Source organism: Streptomyces sp. NPDC001231 (genome assembly GCF_042896885.1).
GTDB lineage: Bacteria > Actinomycetota > Actinomycetes > Streptomycetales > Streptomycetaceae > Streptomyces.
Genome location: NZ_JBIAXS010000027.1, coordinates 39021 through 65514 on the forward strand (window position 1 = coordinate 39021; position 26494 = coordinate 65514).

General features: G+C 71.6%; 21 protein-coding genes, 1 tRNA gene and 2 pseudogenes. 6 read left to right on the forward strand and 18 right to left on the reverse strand.

The features are described 5' to 3' along the window. Nucleotides 1-3 precede the first annotated feature (3 nt). Nucleotides 4-144 carry a hypothetical protein gene (locus ACFY3J_RS28630; protein ID WP_384186231.1) on the forward strand — a complete coding sequence of 47 codons (141 nt, stop codon included), beginning with the start codon at nt 4-6 and terminating at the stop codon, nt 142-144. 55 nt (nt 145-199) lie between these two features. Next, nucleotides 200-340 (forward strand): annotated as a pseudogene (locus ACFY3J_RS28635) (IS30 family transposase); the annotation flags it as partial. An 88-nt stretch (nt 341-428) separates the two neighbouring features. Here the strand turns inward: ACFY3J_RS28635 and ACFY3J_RS28640 are convergent. Continuing rightward, a complete protein-coding gene (locus ACFY3J_RS28640; RefSeq protein WP_384186153.1) occupies nt 429-1043 on the reverse strand; it encodes a TetR/AcrR family transcriptional regulator in 615 nt (204 codons plus the stop codon). 78 nt (nt 1044-1121) lie between these two features. On the opposite strand from ACFY3J_RS28640, the gene ACFY3J_RS28645 reads away from it, so the two are divergent. Next, entirely contained in the window at nt 1122-2261 is a 1140-nt protein-coding gene (locus ACFY3J_RS28645) for an acyl-CoA dehydrogenase family protein (RefSeq protein WP_390842026.1), read from the forward strand. Nucleotides 2262-2290: 29 nt separating this feature from the next. Beyond that, nucleotides 2291-3052, forward strand: a complete 762-nt coding sequence (locus tag ACFY3J_RS28650; RefSeq protein ID WP_384186148.1) for an SDR family NAD(P)-dependent oxidoreductase — start codon at nt 2291-2293, stop codon at nt 3050-3052. Here the strand turns inward: ACFY3J_RS28650 and ACFY3J_RS28655 are convergent. The 3 genes and pseudogenes from ACFY3J_RS28655 to ACFY3J_RS28665 form a co-directional block, all read right to left on the reverse strand. Beyond that, complete coding sequence (locus ACFY3J_RS28655) at nt 3049-3423, reverse strand: nucleoside monophosphate kinase (protein WP_390842042.1); 375 nt, start codon at nt 3421-3423, stop codon at nt 3049-3051. The two genes, ACFY3J_RS28650 and ACFY3J_RS28655, sit on opposite strands and share 4 nt — an antisense overlap. A gap of 45 nt (nt 3424-3468) precedes the next feature. After that, nucleotides 3469-3639: pseudogene (locus tag ACFY3J_RS28660) on the reverse strand (methylmalonyl-CoA mutase family protein); the annotation flags it as partial. Nucleotides 3640-3681: 42 nt separating this feature from the next. Next, nucleotides 3682-4521 (reverse strand): LuxR C-terminal-related transcriptional regulator, encoded by an 840-nt coding sequence (locus ACFY3J_RS28665; RefSeq protein ID WP_384186145.1) that lies wholly within the window; start codon nt 4519-4521, stop codon nt 3682-3684. A gap of 131 nt (nt 4522-4652) precedes the next feature. On the opposite strand from ACFY3J_RS28665, the gene ACFY3J_RS28670 reads away from it, so the two are divergent. Next, on the forward strand, nt 4653-6347 hold the full coding sequence (locus tag ACFY3J_RS28670; RefSeq protein ID WP_390842027.1) for an AMP-binding protein: 1695 nt from the start codon (nt 4653-4655) through the stop codon (nt 6345-6347). A 434-nt stretch (nt 6348-6781) separates the two neighbouring features. Here the strand turns inward: ACFY3J_RS28670 and ACFY3J_RS28675 are convergent. Then, a tRNA-Leu gene (locus tag ACFY3J_RS28675) sits at nt 6782-6869 on the reverse strand. A 144-nt stretch (nt 6870-7013) separates the two neighbouring features. Continuing rightward, entirely contained in the window at nt 7014-8144 is a 1131-nt protein-coding gene (sucC, locus tag ACFY3J_RS28680; protein ID WP_390842028.1) for an ADP-forming succinate--CoA ligase subunit beta, read from the reverse strand. Nucleotides 8145-8527: 383 nt separating this feature from the next. Here sucC and ACFY3J_RS28685 point away from each other — a divergent pair, with 383 nt between their 5' ends. Continuing rightward, complete coding sequence (locus tag ACFY3J_RS28685; RefSeq protein WP_390842029.1) at nt 8528-9877, forward strand: OFA family MFS transporter; 1350 nt, start codon at nt 8528-8530, stop codon at nt 9875-9877. A 64-nt stretch (nt 9878-9941) separates the two neighbouring features. Here the strand turns inward: ACFY3J_RS28685 and ACFY3J_RS28690 are convergent, their stop codons facing one another. From ACFY3J_RS28690 to ACFY3J_RS28745, 12 genes are all read right to left on the reverse strand, one after another. Continuing rightward, entirely contained in the window at nt 9942-11099 is a 1158-nt protein-coding gene (locus ACFY3J_RS28690; RefSeq protein WP_390842030.1) for a sugar phosphate isomerase/epimerase family protein, read from the reverse strand. Then, nucleotides 11096-12517, reverse strand: coding sequence for an alkaline phosphatase family protein (locus ACFY3J_RS28695; RefSeq protein ID WP_390842031.1), 1422 nt, complete (start codon nt 12515-12517; stop codon nt 11096-11098). The genes ACFY3J_RS28690 and ACFY3J_RS28695 overlap by 4 nt, the downstream gene beginning before the upstream one ends. Continuing rightward, nucleotides 12514-13683, reverse strand: coding sequence for a metabolite traffic protein EboE (eboE, locus tag ACFY3J_RS28700; protein WP_384186129.1), 1170 nt, complete (start codon nt 13681-13683; stop codon nt 12514-12516). Before eboE ends, ACFY3J_RS28695 begins: the two co-directional genes overlap by 4 nt. Nucleotides 13684-13686: 3 nt before the next feature. Further along, nucleotides 13687-14535: a TatD family hydrolase gene (locus ACFY3J_RS28705; RefSeq protein ID WP_384186126.1), complete on the reverse strand. Its 849-nt coding sequence runs from the start codon at nt 14533-14535 to the stop codon at nt 13687-13689. Continuing rightward, nucleotides 14535-15233, reverse strand: a complete 699-nt coding sequence (locus tag ACFY3J_RS28710; protein ID WP_384186124.1) for an EboA domain-containing protein — start codon at nt 15231-15233, stop codon at nt 14535-14537. The genes ACFY3J_RS28705 and ACFY3J_RS28710 overlap by 1 nt, the downstream gene beginning before the upstream one ends. Continuing rightward, the gene (locus ACFY3J_RS28715) at nt 15230-16192 is read right to left on the reverse strand and encodes a sugar phosphate isomerase/epimerase family protein (RefSeq protein WP_384186121.1); all 963 of its coding nucleotides are present in this window, start codon (nt 16190-16192) and stop codon (nt 15230-15232) included. The genes ACFY3J_RS28710 and ACFY3J_RS28715 overlap by 4 nt, the downstream gene beginning before the upstream one ends. After that, nucleotides 16189-17085, reverse strand: a complete 897-nt coding sequence (locus ACFY3J_RS28720) for an SCO3242 family prenyltransferase (RefSeq protein ID WP_384186222.1) — start codon at nt 17083-17085, stop codon at nt 16189-16191. Before ACFY3J_RS28720 ends, ACFY3J_RS28715 begins: the two co-directional genes overlap by 4 nt. 395 nt (nt 17086-17480) lie before the next feature. Next, entirely contained in the window at nt 17481-18605 is a 1125-nt protein-coding gene (locus ACFY3J_RS28725) for an inositol-3-phosphate synthase (protein WP_384186119.1), read from the reverse strand. A 970-nt stretch (nt 18606-19575) separates the two neighbouring features. Then, nucleotides 19576-22731: a ThuA domain-containing protein gene (locus tag ACFY3J_RS28730; protein ID WP_384186116.1), complete on the reverse strand. Its 3156-nt coding sequence runs from the start codon at nt 22729-22731 to the stop codon at nt 19576-19578. Between the two features lie 384 nt (nt 22732-23115). After that, nucleotides 23116-24117, reverse strand: coding sequence for a sugar phosphate isomerase/epimerase family protein (locus tag ACFY3J_RS28735; protein WP_390842032.1), 1002 nt, complete (start codon nt 24115-24117; stop codon nt 23116-23118). Between the two features lie 12 nt (nt 24118-24129). Continuing rightward, on the reverse strand, nt 24130-25350 hold the full coding sequence (locus ACFY3J_RS28740) for a Gfo/Idh/MocA family protein (RefSeq protein WP_384186112.1): 1221 nt from the start codon (nt 25348-25350) through the stop codon (nt 24130-24132). A gap of 79 nt (nt 25351-25429) precedes the next feature. Continuing rightward, nucleotides 25430-26470 carry a substrate-binding domain-containing protein gene (locus ACFY3J_RS28745; RefSeq protein ID WP_384186110.1) on the reverse strand — a complete coding sequence of 347 codons (1041 nt, stop codon included), beginning with the start codon at nt 26468-26470 and terminating at the stop codon, nt 25430-25432. Between the last annotated feature and the right edge of the window lie 24 nt (nt 26471-26494).

Sequence of the window (26494 nt, forward strand, 5' to 3'; positions counted from 1 at the left end):
CCGGTGTCGGCCGCCGCGTCACACCGGCCGGAGCAGGTGCGGATCTTCCACGCCCGCGCGATCACCAACTTCCCAGGACGCAACCCCGGCTCGGTCGGGCGAGACGCCATCTCGGTGCACGTGCCGACGGTGGTCAGGTTCTGATCGGAGGAGCGGAAGATCACCGAGTTGATGACCACCCGCAGGGACACGCGCCGGCGGCCACGTCACACCCGACGTGATGATCAGCGAGCGGCCGGCCGAAGCCGAGGACTGCGCGGTTCCGGGTCGCTGGGAGGGCGACCTCATCATCGGCACCGGCCGGTCCGCGATCGGCCACCTCGTGGAACGCACCACACGGTCACCATGGGAGTCCCTCCGCGCCACGGGTCCAGCCGATGCCCCTGCCCCCTCACCGCTGCCGCATTGTCCTTCGTGCCTGTCCCCGATCAGGCCCCGGCCTGGCGGTTCAGACCGTGCAGGAGGAGCTCAGCGAGCTGCTCGTATGCCTCGGCGTCGGCCAGGCCGGTGGATGCCGCCACCTCGCGGCGCTGGATGCGCACCATCACCGAGGTGATGACCTCGGCGGCGAAGGCGACGTGCACCTCGCGGAAGGCTCCCGCCGCCACGCCCTCCGCGATCAACTGCTGCACCCGTCCGGCCGCCACACGGGTGTTGCGCTCGTAGACCTCGGCCGCCGGCTGGAAGGCCGCCACATCGTCGAAGAACTGCCTCGACACCGGTGCGAGTTCCGCCGATACGGCGCGAAGGTAGGCGGTCAGCCGCCGGGCGGGATCGGTCTCGGCGACCACGGCGGCCTCGACCCGGGTGGTCGCGCAGCGGAAGAAATGCACCACTGCGGCTCGAACGAGCTGTTCCTTGCTGTTCGCGAGGCCGTAGAGCGTGCGCTTGGAGCAGCGCAGCCGCGCGGCGAGATCGTCCAGGGTCAGCTGGGCGAACCCGTCGCGGATCAGGAGGCCTGTCAGCTCCTCGAACAGCTCGGACCGGCGGGCGGCACCTCGCCCGGTTGCCTTCGGGACGTCGGCAGCTGAGGTCTCGATCACTCGGACAGTATTTCAGGTCCTCGCTTGCGCTACCGTAAGCGGTACTGGCGTACCGCACTGAGTACCGTTGGAGCCGTCATGGACGTCGACCGCCTGCTGCCCACCCCCGAGGCGGCGGACCTCATCGCCCTCACCCGAGAGATCGCCGACAAGGAACTCGCCCCTCGGGTCGAGGAGCACGAGAGCACCGAGACGTATCCGGAGGGCCTGTTCGCCACCCTCGGCCGGGCCGGACTGCTCGGCCTGCCGTACCCGGAGGAGTACGGCGGCGGAGGCCAGCCTTACGAGGTCTACCTGCAGGTACTGGAGGAGCTCGCCGCACGGTGGGCGGCCGTGGCTGTCGCCACCAGCGTCCACACCCTGGCCTGCCACCCGCTGGTCGCCTTCGGCACCGAGGCCCAGAAGGAGCGCTGGCTGCCGGACATGCTGACGGGCAGCCTGGTCGGCGGCTACAGCCTGTCCGAGCCGCAGGCCGGCTCCGACGCAGCGGCCCTTTCCTGCAGGGCCGAGCGAACGGACAACGGCTACCGGATCAGCGGCTCCAAGGCGTGGATCACCCACGGCGGCAAGGCCGGCTTCTATGCCCTTTTCGCCCGTACGGCGCCCGGCGGCCACGGCATCTCCTGCTTCCTCGCCCCCGGCACGACCGAGGGCCTGAGCTTCGGCAGGCCGGAACGGAAGATGGGCCTGCACGGCGTCCCCACCACCTCGGCGCACTGGGACGGTGCGCTCCTGGACACCGACCGGCTCATCGGGGACGAGGGTCAGGGCCTCCAGATCGCCTTCAGCGCGCTGGACTGCGGCCGGCTCGGCATCGCCGCCTGCGCGACCGGCCTCGCCCAGGCCGCGCTCGCCACCGCCGTCGAGTATGCCAACGAGCGCACCACCTTCGGCCGGCGCATCGTCGACCACCAGGGCCTGGGATTCCTGCTCGCGGACATGGCCGCGGCCGTCGACTCCGCCCGCGCGACGTACCTCGACGCGGCCCGCCGCCGCGATCTGGGCCGGCCCTTCGGCCGCCAGGCCAGCGTCGCCAAGCTCATCGCAACCGACGCCGCCATGAAGGTCACCACCGACGCCGTCCAGGTGCTCGGCGGGTACGGCTACACGCGCGATTTTCCGGTCGAGCGCTATATGCGCGAGGCGAAGATCATGCAGATCTTCGAGGGCACCAACCAGATCCAGCGCCTTGTCATCAGCCGCGGGCTCGCCCGCTGACGCCCCTTTCACGCCCAAGGAGCCAGTCCATGAACATCACGGGATCAGCAGCACTCGTCACCGGCGCCGCCTCCGGTCTGGGCGCCGCCACGGCGGCGGAACTCGCCGCGCGCGGTGCGACGGTCTACGGCCTCGACCTGGAGCAGGCCGTCGCCGCGGCGGGCCCCCAGCCGGACGGCGTCACCCTGCTCGCCGCCGACGTCACCGAGGAGGCCCCGGTGCGTGCGGCGCTGGCCCGTATCGACGCCGACGGCGCCGTGCTGCGCGTCGCGGTCAACTGCGCGGGAATCGCCCCGTCGGCCCGCGTCCTGGGCCGCAAGGGCCCGCACGACCTCGACCTGTTCCGCACAGTGCTCCACGTCAACCTGCTCGGCACCTTCAACGTGCTGCGGCTGGCCGCCGAGGCCATCGCCCGGCACGAACCCGACGCCTACGGACAGCGTGGAGTCATCGTCAACACCGCGTCCATCGCCGCCTTCGAGGGCCAGATCGGCCAGATCGCCTACGCCGCGTCCAAGGCCGGGGTGGCCGGGATGACCGTCACCGCGGCCCGCGATCTCGCCCAACACGGCATACGCGTGGTCACCATCGCTCCGGGCATCGTGGACACCCCGATGATGGCGGGCTTCAGCGACGAGGTCCGCGCCGGCCTCGGCGCGAGCGTGCCGTTCCCCGCGCGCCTCGCCCAGCCGGCCGAGTTCGCCCGCCTGGTCACCATGGTCACCGAGCACGACTACCTCAACGGTGAGACCGTCCGGATGGACGGCGCCCTGCGGATGAGCGCGCGTTAGCGCTGAGGCGCCGGGGCTACGCGGCTCGGCATCACCGGGGCAGCGCGCTCCGGACAGCCATTCGACACGCACGGCGTGCTGCGGACGCTCACCGACCGGACCCGGCGTCCGGACAGTCTTCGCACGACGTCCTCGTCGGCCGCGTCGAAGGCGAGGGCCCGATCGGGGCCTGTGCCCTGCTCGGTGAGGGTCTGGTGCAGGAGCTCAGCCTGCGGCAGCGTGCAGGGAAAACCGTCTGGTAGAAAGCCCGTTGCCGCATCCTCCTCGGCGAGGCATCGGCCGTCATGGCTGCCGTGACGTGGTCGGGCACCAGGGCGCCGAGTCCATGTACGGCTCGGCCTGGCGGCCCAGAGTGGTGTCGGCGTCGACATGGGCGCGGAACAGGTCTCCGGTGGCGATCGCCGGAACGGACAGGCGACCACGCGCTCGCCGGCGTCGGTCTCCCGGGCGATGCGGTAGGCGCTGCGCTCGGTCTCCTGCTTCCGGAAGCCGTGCTCGACGGCGGAGACCGCGCCGCCGAAGTCCCCGGCCTTCCGCATCAGCTCCAGCGCGGCGGCCTCGAAGTCGTCGGTCATCTTCTCGTAAACGTCGAGGCACGATGCCGAAACCGGTGGGTCGGGCCGTGTGTTCTAGGGCAGAAGGCCGTGGCGGCGCGCGGCGACCACGGCCTCGAAACGTGTGTGGACGTCGAGCTTGCGCATGGCGCTGCGCAGGTAGGCCTTGACCGTCTCGGGGCGCAGGGACAGGCGTGCGCCGGCTTCCGCGTTGCTGCATCCGAGAGCCACTTGCGCCAGGACGTCGATCTCCCGCGGTGCCAGCGGCGAGCTCTGCTCCGGCTCGGGCGCCACGCTGAGGGCGGCCAGGCGTCGGGAGGCGTCGAGAAGGCGGTCGCGCAGCGCGTCCTGCTGTACGGCCTGGGCGATGACGCGCAACTCCGCGTGCAGTTCGCGGACCTCTTCCATCCCGATCCGGGCCTTGGGGCAGAAGGGGTTGGTCTCCGCGGCCTGCTGGAGCTTCAGCCGTCGGTCGACCTCGTCCCGTGTGGCAAGCTCGTGCGCCAGCCTTCGCGAGGCGCCCACCACCGCGTCCGTGGCACGCTCCCCCAGCGGGAGCGAGTCACGTGAGGCTCCGTAGAGGACTCCACGCACCGCGCCGGAGACCACGACCGGCACGGCGACGATCGAGCGGATGCCCTCCGCGAGTACGGGCCCGTCGTAGTCGTGCGTGATCGAGTCGGCTGACTTGTAGTCGGTCACGGCCGCGGGCCGGCGCCGTACCATCACCTGTCCGCCCAGCCCGGCGGCGGGGTTCACAATCAGTCCCCGGAGCCCGGCGGTCCGGACCCCGATCAGCTGGGTCAGGTTCAGGACGTCGCCCCGCACCGGGCCTCCGAAGACGACAGGAAGATCCGTGTGCCCCTGGGCGAGCCGAAGGGCCTGCCGGAAGGCATCCCCATCGTCGGGGCGCATCGATGCGCCCGAAAAAGAGTGCATTGCCCCTACCCCTTTCCGGGGGTATTCAGCCAACCGCGTGACACGGAGCATAAGGCGCCGTAACGCCACCGCAAAGCATGAGCGGCGGGGCCAGGAAGGAGATGGTCGTGGTCGGTATAACCCAATCGCCCTCGGAAAAGGGACAATCCGCTGTTTCGCCCGCCCAGCCGGACCGGGTCGCGGAACTGCTGTCTCTGTTCGGTTCCCCCGAGGCCTGCGCGGCGGAACTGCTCTGCGACCGACACCCCGCGGACGACGTGGCTTTCACCGTCATTGAGGCGGACCTGACCAGCCAGGACCTCACCTACGGCCGCCTCCGCCGCGACTCGGCCCGGTTCGCCGCCGCCCTCGCGGGTATCGGCGTCGCGCCCGGTGACGCCGTCGCCGTGCTGATGGGCAAGTCCGTCGACCTGGTCGTGGCGCTGCTGGGTATCTGGCGGCGCGGAGCGGTCCATGTGCCGTTGTTCACAGCGTTCGGCCCTCCGGCCATCGCGATGCGGCTGGAGGCCAGTGCGGCGAAGGCCGTCGTGGTCGACGCAGCCCAGCGAGCCAAGCTCGCCCCCGGCGAGGACATCCCGGGCGACGCCCCGTGGCAGGTCGTGGTCGCGGGTGGCGAGCCGGGAGAGGGTCAGCTGTCCTTCGACCGGCTGCTCGCCTCGTACCGCGGTGACGAGCCGGAGGGCAGGCCGGTGGCCCGTGGCGGGCACGGGACCCTGGTCCAGCTCTTCACCTCCGGCACCACGGGCGCCCCCAAGGGTGTCCCCGTCCCGCTCAGGGCGCTGGCATCGTTCCAGGCCTACCTGGAGTACGGCCTGGACGTTCGCCCCGACGACGTGTTCTGGAACGCCGCCGACCCCGGCTGGGCCTATGGGCTGTACTACGCCGTCCTCGGCCCGCTGGCCGCCGGCACCCGCAGCCTCCTGCTGCACTCCGGCTTCTCCGCACCCCTGACCTGGCAGGTCATACGCGAGTTCGGGGTGACGAACCTCACCGCCGCACCCACCGTCTATCGCAGCCTGCGCAGTGCGCCCGAACCCGCACCCGATGGTCTGCGGCTGCGCACGGCCTCGTCCGCGGGCGAGCCTCTCACCCCCGAGGTGATCTCGTGGGCCGAGCAGACGCTCGGTGTCCCCGTCAGGGACCACTACGGGCAGACCGAGCACGGGATGGTCATCGTCAACGGATGGGCCGATACGATACGGTCTCCGCTCCGGCCGGGCTCGATGGGCAGACCGCTGCCCGGTTGGTCGGCCGAGGTCCTGTTCGAGGACCGGGACGAGCCGGCCCCGGCGGGCACCGTCGGCCGTGTCGCGGTCAAGGTGACGGACAGCCCCCTCATGTGGTTCTCGGGATACGCCGGCGCACCCGAGAAGACCGCCGAACGCTTCTCGGACGACGGCCGGTGGTACCTCACCGGCGACGCCGGGGTCAGGGACGAGGACGGCCACTTCTTCTTCTCCGCCCGCGACGACGACGTCATCATCATGGCCGGTTACCGCATCGGCCCCTTCGACGTCGAAAGCGTCCTGCTGCAGCATGCCCAGGTGGCCGAAGCCGCGGTCGTGGGGGTGCCCGACGCGCTGCGCGGTGAGGTGGTCGAGGCCTTCGTCGTGCTGCGCCCCGGCACGGTCGGAGACGACGCGCTCGTCACGGAGTTGCAGCAACTCGTCAAGCGCAGGTACGCCGCACACGCCTACCCGCGCCTGATCCACTTCACCGACGAGCTGCCCAAGACCCCCAGCGGGAAGACCCAGCACTTCGTCCTGCGCGCGCGGCGGCGCCGGGAACTCCTCGACCGCTGACCCCGATACGGCCGGCTCGGGTAAGTCCGCGGAACCACCACACTCCTGGAAGGAAGGTCCGCACTACCGCACACCTCCCCACCTACCCGCCCGGCCGTGCGGCAGCTGCGCCTGTCGCCCGGCACTGCGGGTGCGGGCATCGACGGTATCATGATCTGTCGTGCTGCTACGCCTGGCCTATCCCGCGGCCATCAACACCTTCGCACTCCTGCGTCGGAAAGAGCCGAAAAGCGGGGCGGGCGCCCCTACGCCTCGACGCGCAACAGATCCAGCGGACTACTGAGAGTCTTGGGGATATCGCACAGCGCATCCAGGCCGCCACCCCGGACAAGAAGGGCCCGCTCTACGAAGCCCTGGGCATCACCATCAGTTACGAACACGCTGAGAGGACCGCGACCGCAAGGTCGAGGCCCTCATCTGTACATCGCCAATGCTGGTGTCCGAGGGGGGACTTGAACCCCCACGCCCGATAAAGGGCACTAGCACCTCAAGCTAGCGCGTCTGCCATTCCGCCACCCGGACCAGGTGTCTGCCGCCTGACCGGGGGTGTTCCCCGCGGCGACATGGACAACAATACCAAGGTTTCGGGGTGCGTTTCACCTGCGTATCCGCCCTGGGAGGACCTCCAGGGCGGTGGACACGGATCGTGATCGGGGTGCGACGGGATCATCGCTGACGGGCCAGTTCCGCGGCGCGGCTCACGGCGGTGTCCATGGTGGCGGCCTGTTCGAGCAGGGGGTGGGCGCGCTCGTCGAGGATCGCGCGGCCGCGGGCCGCGTTGTTGCCGTCGAGGCGTACGACCAACGGCCGGGTGAGCCGGACGGTGTCCAGGGCCTGGACGATGCCCTCGGCGACGGTGTCGCACGTGGTGATCCCGCCGAAGACGTTGACGAGGACCGACCGCACGGACGGGTCGGAGAGGACGACGGACAGCCCGTCGGCCATGAGCCGCGCGCAGGCTCCGCCGCCGATGTCCAGGAAGTTGGCGGGGCGGGCGCCGCGGCCGGCGACCATGTCCAGTGTGGACATGACCAGGCTGGCGCCGTTGCCGATGACGCCGACCTCGCCGTCCAGCTTGACGTAGGTGAGGCCGCGGGCCGCGGCCGCCGCCTCCAGCGGGTCGTCGTGCCCGGTGTGCTCCACCCCCCAGCGGGCCTGGCGGAACCGGGCGTTGCCGTCGAGGGTGATCCTGCCGTCGAGTGCGACGATCCGGCCCTGCCTCGTGCGTACCAGCGGGTCGACCTCCACCAGCAGGGCGTCCTCGCGGACCAGGACCTGCCAGAGCCGGACCAGGGTGTCCACGGCCCGCGGAGGCAGGCCCGCCGCCGCGGCGATCCCGGCCGCCTTCGACGAGGTGACGCCCTCGGCCGGGTCGACGGGGACGCGCGCCACCGCCCCGGGACGGCTCGCGGCCGGCCCCTCGGACTCCGTGCCGCCCCGAGCCGAGGCGATGGCGAGGAAGCCGCCCGTCGAACGGTCCAGGGCGTAGGAGACGTAGAACTCCTCGGCGGTGTCGACCGGTTCGGCCACCATCACCTTGCGGACCCGGTGGCCCTTGATGTCCATGCCGAGGATCTGGCGGGCCGTCAGTTCGGTGGCCGCGGGGTCGGCGGCGAGTTTCACTCCGCCCGCCCCGCCCCGCCCGCCCGTCTTCACCTGGGCCTTGACGAAGACCCGGCCGCCGATCCTGCGGGCGATCTCACGGGCCTTCTTGGAGGAGTCGGTGACCTCGGCCCGTGGCACCAAGATGCCGTACTCCTCGAAGAGTTGCCTTGCCTGGTGTTCATAGAGGTCCATTCCGGCTCCCGGGCGGGACGGCTCCTGGCTGAAAAGTGCTGCGCAACCCCTGGACACCTTTGACGGGATGCGGGATAACAAACTTCATACAGTATTCGTCGACTGTATGCAATCAGCCGGTCGGCGAGCAGACCGAGTCCGGGAGCGGCCGGTGGTGGGCGCGGGCCGTCCCTGGACCGTACGCGCGAACGCACAGGCTGCACCGGACCCGCCCCGCGCCGTACCGGCGCTGTTCCGCAACACTCCGGGCCGATCGAACGCCCGGCGCATCGTCCCCGATCCCCACCGACACGGCGAGGAGATGGCCAGACATGACCGCGGATCCCCTATCGACCAGAAGTACGCCGGGCGACGCCCGCACAGCGCACGGCTCGTATCGCGAAGTGACCGACTCCCGGGGGCGGGTCTACCGCATCGGTGAGACCGACATCGACATCATGGGGCGTCGCCGCAGGTGGATGGTCATCCTCCCCTGGGTGGGCATGATGGGCATCAGCTCCGCCGAATACGCGTTCACCTCGGCGGAGGAGACGCTCCACAAGGCCCACCTGTGGAGCAGTGGGCACATCTTCTGGCTGATGGGCGTCTGGGTGTTCTTCCAGGCGGCCGTGGCCTTCCCGGCCGGACAACTGCGGGAGAGCGGCAGGCTGCCCGCCCGTTCGGCCATGCTGCTCGGCGCGGTCGGCACACTGCTGGGCTATCTGTCGCTGGCGTACGCGCCGCACGTGATCGTGGCGTACTTCGGCTTCGGCATGTGCAGCGGCATCGGCGCCGGTCTGGTGTACGCGACCTGCGTGAACATGGTCGGCAAGTGGTATCCGGAGCGCAAGGGCGGCAAGACGGGCTTCGTCAACGGCGGTTTCGCCTACGGCTCCGTGCCGTTCGTGTTCCTGTTCACCTCGTTCATGGACCTGAGCAACTACCGGACGGTGCTCGCCTGCGTCGGTGCCGGACTGTGCGTCATGGTGGCGACGGCCGGCTGGTTCTTCCGGGACCCCCCGAAGAACTGGTGGCCCGCTCACGTCGACCCGCTGAAGCAGACCGAAGACCCGAAGATCCGCCGGGCGCTGGCGAAGAACCCGCCGGCGGTCAAGCAGTACACCCCTGGCGAGGCCGCCCGTACGCCCGTCATGTGGATGATGTGGTTCTGTCTGCTGTGCACGGCCGGCATCAACATCTTCGGCATCGCCTTCCAGGTGCCGTTCGGCAAGGACATGGGGTTCGCGGGCGGGATCGTGGCGACCGCGATGTCCCTGAAGGCGATCGTCAACGGCACCGGGCGCGGTGTCATCGGCTGGATCTCCGACCAGTTCGGGCGGCGCAACACCCTGATCATCGTGTGTCTGGTGCTCGGCACGGCGCAGTTCGGTGTGCTGGTGTCCGGCCAGATGGGCAGCATGCCGTTCTTCCTGTTCTGCTCCATGGTGTCCGGGTTCGGCGGCGGAGCGATCTTCCCGCTGTTCGCGGCCATGACGGCCGACTACTTCGGGGAGAACCACAACGCCGCCAACTACGGCATCGTCTACAGCTCGAAGCTGATCTCCGGGCTCGTCGGTTCGGGTCTCGGCGCGGTCGTCGTCGCGGCCTGGGACTACAAGGGCGCGTTCGTCCTGGCGGGTTCGATCGGGCTGGCCTCCGCGGTGCTGGCGCTGTTCCTGAAGGCTCCGGGCAGGCCGCAGCCCCGGCGCGGCATCGCCGCCAACCCCCGGCCCCTGGGCGAGGACATGGCGTGACCGCGTGAACCGCGCGCGGAGGGCCTCTCCGGGGATTTCCGGGGAGGCCCTCCGCGGGTGTGCGTTACTTGCGGCGCAGCGCGGCCATGTTCTCGTAGCCGATCCGCGCGTGTTCCATCGACTGGGCCGGGTTGGAGGAGCTCGGGGCGTTGTCCTGCTCGACCATCGGGTTGTGGTAGTTCGGGTGGCCGACCCGGGAGAAGAAGGAGGTGTAGTCGATGACGCCGGTGCCGAACGGGACCATGTCGTAGCCCTGTCCGTTGGTCGTGTTGATGACGCCGTCCTTGGCGTGGAACAACGGGTAGCGCTTGTTGTGGGCGGCGACCAGGGCCGCCGGGTCGAAGATGTTCTGCCGGACGGCACCGTCGTGGTCGGTGTAGGTGCGGAACTTGTACTGGGCCACGTGCGCCCAGTAGATGTCCATCTCCAGCCAGATCAGCTTGGGGTCGGTGATGGACAGGAAGTACTCCAGCTTGCGGATGCCGGAGCTGCGGGTCGGCCGGCCCTGGGCGTCGAGCGGGCCGCCGTCGAGCAGGAAGCCGTAGGCCGTGTCGTGGTTGTGGGTGTAGAGCTTGATCCCGGCGCTGCGGGCGATCTCGCCGAGGACGTGCCACTTCTCGGCGGCGACGTCCCAGTCGGCCTTGTAGGAGCTGCCGGTGGGGTCACCGCCGGTCCCCATGTGCTGCATGCCGAGGATGTTGGCGATCTCCAGGTGCTTCTTGAAGGTGTCCAGGTCCCCGGTGGTCAGCGGCCAGGAGCCCGGGATGAAGCCGTGGTTGCCCTGCGCCCGCAGCCCGAACTCGTCCAGCCAGCCGCGCAGCAGCCGGGCGCCCTCCACGCTCTCCAGGTTGGCGCCGCCGGGGGCGTTGCGGTGCTGGCCGTAGCCCGCGAACTCGACCTGCCGGTAGCCGTAGCGGGCCAGTTGCTCGAACACGGCGCGGAAGCCGGACGGCAGGCTGGTGGAGAACGGGTCGCGGCCGGTGGCGTCGCGCACCGTGTAGAGGATGATGCCGCGCTTGTCCTCGGGGACGAGCAGGTGGCCCTTGGCCTTGCCGTTCGACTCGCCGGGGGCCGCCTGCACGGGGGCCGCGCCGAAGACCGGAGCGGCGATCGCCCCGGCCGCGACGGCGGTGCAGGTGCTGAGGAAGCTGCGGCGGCCGATGCCCAGGCTGCGGCGCAGCAGTTCGTCGGTGCCCTGGTCGGTTGCTTGGATGTCGTTCACGGGTGCCTCTCTTCGGACTTGTGGTCTGCTTGGCCGAGACCGGCGAGGTGGAGCAGGAGGGACTTCACGTCGGTGGCCGCGATGCGGTCGCCGACGGCGCGGGGGGTGGAGCACAGGAGGAGCGGACCGTCGTCGTCGCTCGCGGGCAGGCGGCCGTGGCTGCCGCGGATGGGTGAGGCGTCGAGGGGTACGACCGCCATGCGGTAGCGCAGGCCGAGTTTCTTGCGGGCCACCGCGGTCGCCGCCTTGACCTTCACATAGGGGTCGTGCGGGTCCATGAAGAGCTCGACCGGGTCGTAACCGGGTTTGCGGTGGATCTCGACCAGCTGCGCGAAGTCGGGCGCGCGCTCGTCGTCGAGCCAGTAGTAGTACGTGAACCAGGCGTCCGGTTCGGCGACGGCGACGAGTTCCCCGGAGCGCGGGTGGTCGAGGTGGTGGACCTTCTTGCCCTCGTCGTCGAGGAGTCTCTCGATGCCGGGCAGTCCCTCGAGGGCGGCCCTGGTCGCGTCCATGTCCTCGGGGCGGCGCACGTAGACGTGGGCGATCTGGTGGTCGGCGACGGCGAAGGCGCGCGAGGCCATCGGGTCGAGGTACTCCATGCCGTCCTGGGTGTGCACTTCGAGCAGGCCGGCCCGGCGCAGGGCGCGGTTGATGTCGACGGGCCGGTCGGCGCGGGTGATGCCGTACTCGGACAGCACGACGACGGTACGGCCCTCGGCGCGGGCGTCGTCCAGGAGCGGGGCCATGGCGGCGTCGAGGTCGGCCGCCGCTTGCAGGGAGCGCGGGTCGTCAGGGCCGTAGCGCTGCAGGTCGTAGTCGAGGTGGGGCAGGTAGCAGAGCGTCAGGTCGGGTCGGCGGGTGCGCAGGATGTGGCGGGTGGCGTCGATGATCCACTGGCTGGAGACGAGGTCGGCGCCGGGGCCCCAGAAGTGGAACAGGGGGAACGTGCCGAGTTTTTCCGTCAGTTCGTCGTGCAGCGCCGGGGGGCGGGTGTAGCAGTCGGGTTCCTTGCGGCCGTCGGCGTAGTAGACGGGCCGTGGGGTGACGGTGATGTCGGTGTCGGCGCCCATGGCGTACCACCAGCAGATGTTGGCGACCGTGTAGCCGGGGTGGGCGCGGCGGGCGGCGTCCCACAGCTTGTCGCCGGCGACGAGGCCGTTGTGCTGCCGCCACAGCAGGACGTCGCCGAGTTCGCGGAAGTACCAGCCGTTGCCGACGATTCCGTGCTCGGAGGGCATGGTGCCGGTGAGGAAGGTGGACTGGGCGGCGCAGGTGACGGCGGGCAGGACGGTGCCGAGCGCGGCGCGGGAGCCCGACTGGCCGAGGGCCTTGAGGTGGGGCATGTGGTCGAGGATGCGCGGGGTGAGACCGACGACGTCCAGGACGAGCAGGGGTGTCGGTCCCTGGGGCCGGGTCATGGCAGTTCCTTCAGGCCGAGGTCGGTCAGCAGGTCGCGGGTGAGGGCGAGTTCGGCGGCGATGCCGTCGGCGAGCCGGCCGCGGTCGCGGGGGCGCAGCTCGGACGGGAGCGCCTGCCAGGTGTAGGTCTCCACCTCCAGGTGGCGGGTGAGCGGCCGCGGGCCGCCGACGAGCCGGGTCAGCGCGGTCTTGAGGACCGGAAGGGTGGAGGTGAGGGGCTCGGCGGGGGCCGCGTGCAAGGGGACGTGGAAGTGGGCCCGCCAGGGCGCGGCGTCGGGCAGGACGTCTCCGCCCAGTGCTTCCCCGAGGTCGTCGGTGCCGCGCAGGCCGGCGGCGGTGACGGTACGGGTCTGGTGCAGGAAGCGGGGTTCGTCGAAGGCGGCGAGGGCCTCGCGGACGTCGGGCAGGTGGGGTTGCTCGGCGTGCAGGGCTGCCGACAGCTGGGACTTGACGATGGGGACGCCGGCCTCGGTGAGGGCGTCCAGGGCGGTGTGCGGGTCCTCGAAGGAGGTGGCGAGGTGGCACGTGTCCACGCAGATGCCGATGCGGTCGTGGGCGATCGCGGTCAGCGGGGCGATGGCGTCGTGCGTGGTCTCGACGACGCAGCCGGGTTCGGGTTCCAGGCCCACCCGGATGGAGCGGCCCGTCAACTCCTGGAGGGCGTCGAGGCGTTCGGCGAGGATGCGCAGGGCGGTACGGGACCGCTCGGCGCGCGAGTCGTCGTACGCGGTGCGCCAGGCCAGGGGCAGGGTGGAGACGCTGCCCTCGCCGACGTCGTCGGGGAGGAGGCCGGCGAGGATGCGGGCGAGCGCGGTGGTGTGGTCGAGGCGTTCGGGGTCGGCCCAGTCCGGCTTGTAGACGCGGTACTTGACCTCCTCGGCGCCGAAGCCCTGGTAGGGGAAGCCGTTGAGGGTGACCACCTCGAGGCCGTGCCGGTCGAGTTCGGCGCGCAGGGCGCGCAGCGCGGCCGGGTCGGTGTCGAGGGTGCGGGCGGCGTCCCGGGCGAGCCACAGGCCGATGCCGAGGCGGTCGCGGCCCAGTCGGCGGCGGACGGGCTCGCAGTGGTCGCGCAGTTGGGCCACGACGCCGTCGAGGGTCTCGGCGGGGTGGACGTTGGTGCAGTAGGCGAGGTGGACGGTGGAGCCGTCGGGGTGCCGGAAGCGCATCGATCACTCCCCGCCGCGCAGGATGCTGTTGCCCTCGTGGGTGGCGCCGGTCGCGGCGACGTCGAGGCTCAGCCGGCCGCTGAGACCGTAGAACTCGACGGGGTTGCGCCACAGCACGCGATCCACCTCGTCCTCGGTGAAGCCCTCGGCGAGCATGAGGTCGCCCACCTTGCGGGTCTTGAGGGGGTCGCTTCTGCCCCAGTCGGCGGCGGAGTTGACCAGGACCCGTTCGGGGCCGTGGGCGCGCAGGATCGCGACCATCCGCTCCTCGTCCATCTTGGTGTCGGGGTAGACGGAGAAGCCGAGCCAGCAGCCGCTGTCCTTGGCCTCCTTGACGGTGGTCTCGTTGAGGTGGTCGACCAGGACGCGGTCCATGCCCAGCGCCGACTCCCGTACGACGTCGAGGGTGCGGCGCAGCCCGACGAGCTTGTCGCGGTGCGGGGTGTGGACGAGGGCGGGCAGCCCGTGGTCGGCGGCGAGCTGCAACTGGGTGGAGAGGGCCGTGTCCTCTTCGGGGGTCATCGAGTCGTAGCCGATCTCGCCCACGGCGACGACCTGGTCCTTGACGAGGTAGCGGGGCAGTTCGTCGAGGACGGGCAGGCAGCGCGGGTCGTTGGCCTCCTTGGGGTTCAGGGCGATGGTGCAGTGGTGGGCGATGCCGTACTGGGCGGCGCGGAAGGGTTCCCAGCCGATCAGGGAGTCGAAGTAGTCGAGGAAGGAGGCGGCCGAGGTGCGGGGCTGGCCGAGCCAGAAGGCCGGCTCCACGACGGCGCGGACGCCGGCGGCGTACATGGCCTCGTAGTCGTCGGTGGTCCTGGACGTCATGTGGATGTGGGGATCGAAGATGCGCATCAGGACTCCTTGCCGTGGGGGTCGACCGGGCCGTGCGGCGCGGTGTGGGGCTCGGTCAGGGCCAGGACGCGGTGCAGGTCCTCGGGGACCTGGCGGCCCGCGGCGGTGCGTTCGGCGGCGTAGTCGCCGAGCATGCGGGCGAGTTCGGCGTCACCGCGGGCCCGGTGGCCCAGGTCCGCGACGCTGTCCACGGGCACGCCCGTGAACAGGCACTTCAGTACGGCGTGCCGCCATGCGTGAGCAGCCAGGTGCCCGGCGGCGTACGGGCCCACTGCGGCGGCGATCAGCCGGGTGTCGTTGGTGCGCAGCGCGTCCTCGACGAGCGGCAGGGCGTCGGGGCCGGGCACGAGGTGGGGCAGGGCGTGCAGGACGGCGCGGCGTTCGTCGGCGGTGCCCTGGCGGTAGACCCGGGTGAGGGCGTCGAGGTCGGCGCGGGCCGCGTGCAGGATGAGGACGCGGGCGGCGTCGGCGTGGGCGGGGCCGCAGCGGCGGCCCGCCTCGGCCAGGCGCAGCTCCCACACGGAGATCGGCCCGTGGGTGCCGGGGTGGGCGGCGGCCTCGTCGAGCGCCTGGTCGAGCCAGGCCCGTGCGGCCGGTGTGAGGCCGGTGTCCGTACGGGCGCGCAGCTCGTCCGTCGAGGTCGGTGCGGGGGCGTTGCCGGCCGCGGGGGTGCCCGCGGTGCCGTGCGGGTGGGTCATCGGGTGCTCCCTTCTGGGGTGACCGGATGCTCATGGGCTGGACGCGCGGGGGCGGGAAGCTCGGGGGCCGCGGGGGCCGGGGACTCGCCCGTGGACGCGGCGGCGGTGGCCGCTCGGCGGAGGAAGGGCAGGGAGAGCTCGGCGTAGTGCGGGCCGGCGTGGGAGTGCCGGGGCAGTTCCACGACGGTCAGGCCCTCGTAGCCGGTGGCGGCCAGGGCCGCGAGGACGGGCGGGAAGTCGATCTCGCCGTCCCCGAACGGGAGGTGTTCGTGCACGCCGCGGCGCATGTCCTCGATCTGGACGTGCCGCAGCCAGGGCGCGGCGGCGCGGACGCACTCGGCCGGAGGGAGGGGTTCGAGGCACTGGCAGTGGCCGATGTCGAGGGTGAGGCCCAGGTTCTCCGGGTCGCCGAGGGTGCGGCGCAGGTGGTGGAAGTCGGCCAGGGTGGCGAGGAGGTGACCGGGTTCGGGCTCCACGGCGAGGGGGACGCCGGCGGCGGTGGCGGCCTCCAGGACGGGGCCCAGGGACTCGGCGAGCCGCTTCCACGCCGTGTCCCGGTCGGTGCCGGGCGGGGTGATGCCGCTGAAGCAGTGCACGGCGTGGGCCCCGAGGTCGGCGGCCACCCGTACGGCCCGCAGCAGCAGGTCGGCGCGGCGGGCGCGGTCCGCCGGGTCCGCGTCCAGGAGGGAGGGGCCGTGCTTGCGTCGCGGGTCGAGCACATAGCGGGCGCCGGTCTCCACCGTCACCCCCAGACCCAGCGCGTCCAGCCGGTGCGCGACCCGGCGGGTGCGGGCGGCCAGGTCGGGGGCGAGCGGGTCGAGGTGCATGTGGTCAAGGGTCAGTCCCACGCCGTCGTAGCCGAGGTCGGCGAGCAGGCCGAGGGCGTCGTCGAGGCGCAGGTCCGCGAGGCCGTTGGTGCCGTAGCCGAAGCGCGGGGCCACGGCGGGGTCGGGGCTCATGTCACGCTCACCTTCCTCGCGAACCTTCGGGCCAGGGGGGCCAGGGCGGCCGTGCACAGGGCGGTGAGCGGTGCGCCCGCGCGGGCGGACAGCGCGGCCTGGAGCGGGATCATGGCGCGGATGCCGCCGCCGACGGCCCTCTGGGTGAGCGGGGGCGAGGAGTTGAGGACGGCGTGGGCGAGGGGGCGGGCGACGGTGGCGGCGTAGCCGAGCGCGAGGGCCGCACGGAGCGCACCGGCCGGTGCGGGGGTGAGGCCCGACGGACCGAGGGGGGCTGCTCCGCCTCGGTCCGCCGGGAGTCTGAGGGCCACGGCGGGCGGGGTCAGTGCGTACGCGACGCCGGAGGTGACCGCGAGGGCCGCGAGCGGGACGGCGGTGGAGCCGCCCTGGGTCTCGCGACGGGAGACGGCGGTGACGGCCAGGGTGTGGGCGCCGAGGGCGGCGGCGGACGGTACGGCGTCGCGAACCCGGCCGCCGCTCGCGGCGGCGCCGAGCACGAGGTCGAGGCTCCGGGCCGCCGCCATCACCGGCGGCCCCGCCCAGTTCCGCTTCAGGCCGAGGTCGTACGCCCAGACCGTGGCGGCGAGCGGTACGGCGACGGTGAGCGCGGGCCGGCCGGCGCGGGCGGCGAGCGCGAGGCCCAGTGCGGTGAGCGCGCCGGCCGCGGCGAGCGCGGCGCCGGGAGCGATCCGCCCGGACGGGAGCGGCCGGTGCGGGCGCTCCACGGCGTCCTCGGCGCGGTCCGCCCAGTCGTTGAGCGCCATGCCCGCCTGGTAGAGGCACAGGGACGAGCCGATGGCGAGGAGGGTACGGGTCCCGGGGGCCCGCCCGGCCACCGCGGCCCCGGCGAGGGCGTCGCCGGGGACGGTGAACAGGGCGGGCAGCCGCAGCAGTTCGACCCAGTCGGCGGGGGTGCCGAGGGCGGGGCGGCGGGGTGGGAGCGGGGTGGAGGTGGGCGCGGGGGCCGGGCTCGTGGCGGTGGAGGCGACGTGATCGCCATCCGCCTGCCCTGGCCGGGGACCCGCCTCCGACGGGCCGGCCCCCGGGGGCTGTCCGGCGAAAGTCCCGGGCCCGGCGGGGGTTGCCGTGGGGCTCTCCCCCGCCGGGTCGGTCGGATCCGCGGATCCGGCGGGTCTTGCGTCCGGCCGCGTCCCCTGGTCCGTCTGCGGCGGTGGTGACGCGTGGTCCTCCTCCTGGCGCGGGCGGCCGCGGGACGCGGATCCGCGCGCTCCGGCGACGGCGGCGACGGTCACCGCCAGGGCGATGGCCACCAGACCGTGGCGGGTCATCACTGGTCCCCCAGCCGTCGGCCGAAGTCCAGGAGCGCCGCGTACTGCTCCCCCAGCGCGGCGGGGGCGCCCGGGTCGGGATCCTTGAAGTAGAAGCCGAGTTCGGGGCGCGGCCCGGTCAGTCCGCGCTCGTGGGCGCGGGCCAGCAGCCGGGCCAGGTCGAGGACCAGGGGCGCGGCGAGCGCCGAGTCGCAGCCCTGCCAGGTGGTCTGCAGGGTCATCCGGGAGCCGAGGAAGCCGTCGAAGGCGATGTGGTCCCAGGCGGTCTTCCAGTCGCCGAGCGCGGGCACGTCGTCGATGTGCACCTCTCCCTGGGGGACCGTGCCCAGGGTGTCGGCGAGGACCCGTTCCTTGCCGGAGTTCTTCGCCGCGGCGGCGGCGGGGTCGGCGAGGGCGGCGCCGTCACCGCCGCCGAGGAGGTTCGTTCCGGACCAGGCCAGCACCCGCAGCGCCCGCTGCGCGAACATCGGGCCGAGCACGGACCGCAGCAGGGTCTGCCCGGTCTTGCCGTCGCGGCCCGCGTACGGCAGGGCGGCTGCCTCGGCCTCGGCGGCGAGCGCGGGGTGGTGCAGCCCGGTGGACGGGGTGAAGTTGACGTACGGGCAGCCCGCGCGCAGGGCCGCTGCCGCGTAGAGCGAGCTGGCGGGCAGGGCGGCGCCCTCGGGGACCGGTTCGGTGGAGGCGACGTTGACGACGACGGTCCGGGCGAGGTTGTGGCTGCGGGTGAAGTCGCGGATGTCGCCGGCGAGGGCGTCGATGAGGGCGTCCTCGCTCCGGGTGTCTCCGGGCAGCGGGCCGCCGGGCCTGATCTCCCCGTCGGCGGCGGTCAGTTCACTGCGGACGGCGGACGGCAGGCCGTGCGGCAGGACACCGCCGGCGGCGAGGCTCTCGGCGCGTTTGGGCAGCGGGCAGTCCACGGTGTCGTGCCCGCCGAAGACGAGGGAGGACAGGGCGGGCAGGCCGCTCGCGGCGAAGGGCTCTGTCTCGGTGACGAGGCCGGCGGCGGGATGCAGTCCGGCGGCGACGGCGGCGCATCCGGTGACGGCGGTGGTGGCGACGGAGCCTCTCGCGCCGATCAGCCAGACACCGGTGCGGGAGGGGGAAGCGGAAGGTTCGGCGGACATGGGCAGCCTCCTTGTCGTACGCGAACCGGAAGCCGGGCGGGTGGACGGGCGCCGGGCGGCCTCCGGGATACCGCCGGCACCTGGCACCGGTCTGAAACCGGAGCCAGAAGCGGAACCGGAACTGGCGCCGGTCCAGATCCGGGACCGGGACCGGTTCCAGATCCGGAACCGAAGCCGGGACCAGATCCGGAGCCGGGACCAGATCCGGGACCTGCACCGGCGCCGGAGCCGAGGCCCGGACCGGAGCCGGATTCCCGGCCGGGCTGGGCCTCGGCCTGAGCCGGGACCTGGCCCGGGACCGGAGCCGAGGCCGGGATCAATAACAGGTTCCTGCACCGGGTTTCCGGCCGGGCAAGGCCCCGGCCTGGGCCGAAACCGGGCCTGGAACCCGATCCAAGACCGGGCCCCGGACCGGAACCGGGACCCGGACCGAAGCCCGGACCGAGATCCAGAACCAGCACCGGGATCCCGGCCGGACAAGGCCCCGGCCAGAACCAAGACCATGCCCGGGACCGGATCCAGGACCGGGACCCTGGACCGGAACCGGGACCCGGACCGAAGCCCGGACCGAGATCCAGAACCAGCACCGGGATCCCGGCCGAACAAGGCCCCGGCCAGAACCAAGACCAAGCCCGGGACCGGATCCAGGACCGGGACCCTGGACCGGAACCGGGACCGGATCCAGGATCGGACCCGGAGCCCGGACCGGACTCAGGGCCGGAACCGGGATCCGAGACCGGGATCCGGGACCGGAGTTGGTACAGGGGTTCGGAGCCGGCTCCGCCTGCCCACCCCAGGTCGGGTTTCGGCCTGGGCCGGGGGCGGGGTGCCGGCGAGGGTGGGCCGGGGGCGTTGCGCCCCCGGTCGGGGGCGCGGGCCGGCCCGGTTGGGTCGGGGACGGCGGGCGGGAGTCCGGCGTCTCCCGCCCGCCGCCGTTTCAGGCGCCCTCAGCGGGCGGCTTTTCCTCGGTTCAGGCGGTGCGCGGCTTGCAGTCGGCCTTCTCCTGGCCGGTGGCGTACTTCATCCCACCGAGCAGGTGACTGCGGAAGCCGTCCTCGGCGTAGGACTCCTTGGTGTGGCCGAGGCCGGTGTAGAAGGCGCGTCCGCCCTGGTAGGCCTGGCACCAGGCGATCGGGTGGTCGCCCTTCATGTTGCCGCCCTGGTAGGAGGTCTCGTCCAGGGCGGCCAGGACGCGGACGCTGTCACGCGGGTTGGAGCGGTAGTTGTACCACTCGTCGGTGCGCTCCCACGTGTCGTCGAGGCCCTTGGTGGCCGGGTGGTCGTGCTCGGGGACCAGGACGGTGGCCTTCTGGATCTGCGGGTGCGAGTCGAAGTAGGCGCCGACCAGGCCGCCGTAGAACGGCCAGTCGTACTCGGTGTCGGCGGCCGCGTGGATACCCATGTAGCCGCCGCCGCCGGCGACGTACTTCTCGAACGCCTGCTTCTGTTCGGTGTTGAGGACGTTACCGGTGGTGGAGAGGAAGACGACGGCGTCGTAGCGGGCGAGGTTGGCGGTGGTGAACTGCTTGGCCTCCTCGGTGGAGTCGACGGTGATGCCGCTCGGGCCGCCGAGGTCCTTCAGGGCCTGGACTCCGGTCCCGATGGAGTCGTGGCGGAAGCCGGCCGTCTTGGAGAAGACGAGGACACGCTTGGCGTTCTTCGCCGGCTTCTTGTCCGAGATCATGAAGTCGTCGACGTCGAAGAGCGCTCCGTCACCGCCCTTGAAGACCAGGTACAGCTCGGTGGTCTTCTTCGGCAGCTTGCTGAGCGGGATGTCGATGTTCTGGAAGGTCTCCCAGCCGCCGGTCACCGGGACGACCCCGGAGCCGTGCAGGGTGCCGTTCGGCCCTCCGGTGCGGACCTCCAGGTACCCGCCGGCGCCGCCGGACGAGACCCGGGCGGTGAGCGTCTGGGCGCCGTTGAGGTTGTACGGCTTGAACGAGATCCAGTCACCGTTGTCGATGTCGCCGACGGTCTTGCCGCCGTGCGCCTGGGTCTTGTCGTAGGTGCGGATGCCGCTCTGGGCGCTGAAGTGCTCGGCCTGCCGGTGGCGGGGCTGGAGGACGTTCTGCGCGTGGGTGGTCAGCGCGGCCTGACCTCCGCCGCCGTTGTCGGTGTACTCGGCGTCGAGGACCCCGAAGATGTTGGCGTTGGGGTCGTGCTCACCGTCGGCCGGCACGGTGATGCTGCCCTCGCAGCCGTTGGCCGAGGTGACCGGGTGCCCGTGGTTGTCATGGCCGAGGATGTAGCGGACGGTGACCTTCGAGCAGTCGATCTTCTTGTCCTCGGGGTCGGTGACCTTCACCTTGAACGGGATGGTGTCGCCGAAGTTGAACAGGGCGCCGTCCGCCGGGGTCACGAAGGTGACGGTGGGCGCGGTGTTGCCGACGACCACGTGGACGTTGGCGGTGGCGGTGTAGCCCGTCGGGTCCGTCACCGTGACGGCGGCCGTGTATGTGCCGTTGGTGCGGTAGGTGTGCTGGGGCGACTCGCCGGTGCCGGTGGTGCCGTCACCGAAGTCCCAGCTGTAGGTGAGCGCGTCGCCGTCGGCGTCCTTGCCGGTCGCGGAGAAGGACGTCTTCAGGGGCGCCTTGCCGGAGGTCTTGTCCGCGCTGGCGGTCACGGTCGGCGCGTGGCCGTTGGTGACGTTCTCGATGCGGTAGAGCGCGGAGTTCTCGTCACCGCCGAACCAGGCCAGGCCGTAGTCCAGGACGTAGAGGGCGCCGTCCGGGCCGAAGGCCATGTCCATCACCTGGGTCCCGGACCAGGGGAAGGGGTTGATGGACTTGACGGTGCCGTCGCCGTCGTGCTCGATCCGCTTGATCCAGCGGCGGCCGAACTCACCGGCGAAGAAGTCCCCGTCATAGGCCTCGGGGAACTTGGCGGCGGACTTCAGGTCGGGGTCGTAGCGGTAGACCGGGCCGCCCATCGGGGACTCGGAGCCGGTGCCGAACTCGGGGACGGAGCCGCCGTCGTAGTCGATCCAGGCCGGCTCGGCCGGCGGGAGGTCGACCAGGCCGGTGTTGTTCGGCGAGGTGTTCTTCGGCGCCGAACAGTCGAAGGCCGCACCGGACTGCTTGGTGGCGAAGTCGTACTTGATGTACGCCTTGTTCTTGCCGACGCAGTAGGGCCAGCCGTAGTTGCCGGGCTTCGTCACGCGGTTGAACTCGACCATGCCGGAGGGGCCGCGGCTTGCGTTGGCGGCGCCGGCGTCCGGGCCGTACTCGCCGATGTATATGTTGCCGGTGGGCTTGTCGATGCTGAACCGGAACGGGTTGCGGAAGCCCATCGCGTAGATCTCGGGACGGGTCTTCGCAGTGCCCGGGGCGAAGAGGTTGCCCTCGGGGATGTCGTAGGAGCCGTCCGGCTTGACCTTGATCCGCAGGATCTTGCCCCGCAGGTCGTTGGTGTTGCCCGAGGTGCGCTGGGCGTCGAACGCCGGGTTGCGGTTCGACCGCTCGTCAATGGGGGTGTAGCCGTCGGAGGCGAAGGGGTTGGAGTCGTCGCCGGTCGACAGGTAGAGGTTGCCGTCCTTGTCGAAGTCGATGTCACCGCCGACATGGCAGCAGATGCCGCGGGACGCGGCGACCTCGAGGACGTTCTTCTCGCTGGCCAGGTCGAGGGTGCCGTCCTGCTTCAGGACGAAGCGGGAGAGCCGGTTGACGCCGTCGAAGGGCGCGAAGTCGGCGGCCGTGCCGTTCTCGGGAGCGTCGCCGGGCGGGGTATTCAGTGGCGGAGCGTAGTAGAGGTAGACGAAGCGGTTCTTGGCGAAGTCGGGGTCGACGCCGATCCCCTGGAGCCCCTCCTCGTCGTGGCTGTAGACGGCCAGCTTGCCCGCGATGGACGTGTTGCCCTCCGCGTCGGTCAGACGCAGGGTGCCGTCACGGGACGTGTGCAGGACGCTGCGGTCCGGGAGGACGGCCAGCGACATCGGTTCGCCGACCTCGGGGGCGCCCTTGGCCAGGGTGATCTGCTGGAAGTCCTCGGCGGCCGCGGCGGCCGGCTTGGCGGCGCCGGGGTCGACGGCGCTCGCCGGCGGCGCGGCGAGCGCGAGCGAGCTACCCGCGAGGAGTGAACCGGTAAGAAGTGCGAGTGCCTTGTGGAATCTGGGACGTTTCCTGTGCACGAAGATCCCTCCGGGAGGGTGGGGGTCTACGGGGCGATTGCGATGTGCCGGGGTGCGCCGTGACCCCGGAGATGTGCGTGACCTGTACAACTCCGGGACCGTAGCTGGCTTTGTCGGAGTCGGATAGCCCTTACACAAGTGAGAAGTTGAACTTTTTCCAGCATCAGGACAAAGCGGTTTCCGGGCATGCCGAACCGACGGGTGGCGCCCCGCGCCACCCCGAAGGGGCGCGGGGCTGTGTCGACATGCTGCTCCGCCGCGAGGGGGAGTACCTCCCCCTCGCGAACGGATTTGAGAGCTTGGCGGAGCGACCGACCACAAGGGACCCGCGGCCGCCGACGGACAACGCCCGAAACGACGCTCCGCCCCCGCCAACCGGCGGAGCTACTCGCTGCCGAAGGCCGCGTCGAACGACGCGCTCGGCGGGTCGAAGTCGAACTCCCTGAGCCTCCGCAGCGCCTCGGGTGCGCCCTGGAGCCGGTCCATGCCGGCGTCCTCCCACTCCACCGAGACGGGGCCGGTGTAGTCGATGGACCGGAGCATGCGGAAGACGTCCTCCCACGGGACGTCACCGTGCCCGGCGGAGACGAAGTCCCAGCCGCGCCGGGGATCGCCCCACGGCAGGTGCGAGCCGAGGCGGCCGTTGCGCCCGTCGAGGCGTTTGCGGGCCTCCTTGCAGTCCACGTGGTAGATCCGGTCCCGGAAGTCCCACAGGAAGCCGACCGGGTCGAGGTCCTGCCACACGAAGTGGCTCGGGTCGAAGTTCAGCCCGAACGCGGGCCGGTTGTCCACCGCCTCCAGGGCCTGCCGGGTGGTCCAGTAGTCGTACGCGATCTCGCCGGGGTGCACCTCGTGCGCGAAGCGGACGCCCTCGGCGTCGAACACGTCGAGGATCGGGTTCCACCGGTCGGCGAAGTCCTGGTAGCCGCGTTCGATCATGCCCGGCGGCACCGGCGGGAACATGGCGACCAGGTGCCAGATCGAGGAGCCGGTGAAGCCGATGACGGTGTCGACGCCGAAGGCGGCCGCCGCCCGCGCCGTGTCCTTGAGCTCGGCGGCGGCCCGCTGCCGTACGCCCTCGGGCTCCCCGTCGCCCCAGATCCGGGCCGGCAGGATGCCCCGGTGGCGCTCGTCGATCGGGTGGTCGCAGACCCCCTGGCCGACCAAGTGGTTGGAGATGGCCCAGCACTTGAGGCCGTACTTGTCGAGCAGCGCGCGCCGCCCGTCGAGGTAGGCCGGGTCGGCCAGTGCCTTGTCGACTTCGAAGTGGTCTCCCCAGCAGGCCAGTTCGAGTCCGTCGTAGCCGAAGTCGCGGGCCAGCCGGCAGACCTCCTCCAGCGGGAGGTCGGCCCATTGGCCGGTGAACAGGGTGAACGAGCGTGACATGACCGGGCCTCCCTAGACCGGGACGGGCGTGTAGAGGGAATTCTTCGCCGCGCTCTCCTCGACGGCGGCCAGGACGCGCTGGACCTGGAGCCCGTCGGCGAAGGACGGTTCGGGCGCGGTGCCCGCGGCGATCGCGAGCACCAGGTCGCGAGCCTGGTGGACGAAGCTGTGCTCGTAGCCGAGTCCGTGGCCCGGCGGCCACCAGGCCTCGAGGTAGGGGTGGTCGGGTTCGGTGACGAGGATCCGCCGGAAGCCGGCGCTGACCCCGGGTTCGGTGTGGTCGTGGTACGAGAGCTCGTTGAGCCGTTCCAGGTCGAACGCGAGTGAGCCGAGGGCCCCGTTGAGCTCGATGCGCAGCGCGTTCTTGCGCCCGGAGGCGAACCGGGTCGCCTCGAAGGAGGCGAGCGCGCCCGAGCCGAACCGGGCGGTGAACAGGGCCGCGTCGTCGACGGTGACCTCCCCCCGGCCGCTGCCGCCGATGCCGCTGAGCCCGGCCGCCGCCCCGGCCGGCAGCGGACGCTCCCGGACGAAGGTCTCGGTGACCGCGGACACCCCGGTGATCGGCTCGCCCGCGAGGTACTGGGCGAGGTCGACGATGTGGGCGCCCAGGTCGCCGAGGGCCCCGGAGCCCGCCGAGTCCTTGCGCAGTCGCCAGGTCAGCGGGAACTCCGGGTCGACGAGCCAGTCCTGGAGGTAACTGACCCGTACGTGCCGCAGGGTGCCGAGGCGGCCCTCGGCGACCATGCGGCGGGCCAGGGCGGTCGCGGGCAGCCGCCGGTAGTTGAAGCCGACCATGGCGACCTGGCCGCGGGCCCGCGCCCGCTCGGCCGCCTCGGTCATCTCCCGTGCCTCCTCGACCGAGTTGGCGAGGGGCTTCTCGCAGAGCACGTGCTTGCCCGCCTCCAGGGCGGCCACGGCGATCTCCGCGTGGCTGTCGCCCGGGGTGCAGATGTCGACGATGTCGACGTCGTCGCGGGCGATCAGAGCGCGCCAGTCGGTCTCGGCGTCGGCCCAGCCGAGCCGGGCGGCCGCGCCCCGCACGGCCGCCCCGTCACGTCCGGCGACGACGGCCAGTACGGGCCGGTGCGGCAGGTCGAAGACGCGGCCCACGGTGCGCCACCCCTGGGAGTGGGCGGCGCCCATGAAGGCGTAGCCGACCATGCCGACACGCAGCGGAGGCTTCCCGGCCGCGGGCTCGCTCTCGGCCTGCTCCGACTGTCCCTTCAGGCCCATACCGATAACTCCTTCTCGTAAACGTTCGCAGCGGCGTTCCCGACGCCGTGATTGCGATGTGGGGGGTTGGCAGCGCCCATCACTTGAAGCCGGTGGGCATGTACTGGTCGACGTTGGTCTTGTCGACCACGGCGGAGTACAACGTGATGGACGCCGGGATCTCGAACTCCGCCATGCCGGACACGCCCTTGCCCTGGCCCAGCGCTCGGGCCAGGTCGATCGCGGACGCGGCCATCGTGGGCGGGTACAGCACGGTGGCCTTCAGAACACCCTTGTCCTGCTTGATCTGTTCGAACGCGGAGAGCGCGCCGGCGCCGCCGACCATGAGGAACTCGTCGCGCCCGGCCTGCTCGATGGCGCGCAGCGCGCCGACGCCCTGGTCGTCGTCGTGGTTCCACAGCGCGTCGATCTGCTTCTGCGCCTGGAGGAGCTGGGCCATCTTCGACTGACCGGACTCGACGGTGAACTCGGCGGCCTGGCGGGCCACCTTGGTGATGTTGGAGTAGTTCTTCAGCGCGTCGTCGAAGCCCTGGGTACGCTGCTTGGTCAGCTCCAGGTTGTCCAGGCCGGCGAGTTCGACGACCTTCGCGTTCGGCTTGCCCTTGAGCTTCTCGCCGATGTACTGCCCGGCGTTGAAGCCCATCCCGTAGTTGTCGCCGCCGATCCAGCAGCGGTACGCCTGCGGGGAGTTGAAGACCCGGTCGAGGTTGACGACGGGGATGCCCGCGCGCATCGCCTTCAGGCCGACCTGGGTGAGCGCCTTGCCGTCGGCGGGCAGGATCACCAGGACGTCGACCTTCTTGTTGATGAGGGTCTCGATCTGCCCGATCTGCGCGGCGGTGTCGTTGGATCCCTCGGTGATCTCCAGGGTGACGTCGGAGTACGTCTGGGCGCGGCTCTTGGCGTTCTCGTTGATCGCGTTGAGCCAGCCGTGGTCGGCCTGGGGGCCGGCGAAGCCGATGGTGACGGCCTTGCCGGGCGTGTTGTCGGCGGCGGGCTTGTCGTTCGCCGCGGGCTTGTCGTTCTTGGGCTCGTTGCTGGTGCAGGCGGCGAGGAAGGCGGTGGCGCCGACGGCGGCGCCACCGAAGAGCAGACCTCTGCGGCTCGGTATCTGAGGCATGGCGATGGCCTTTCCGTTGAGGGC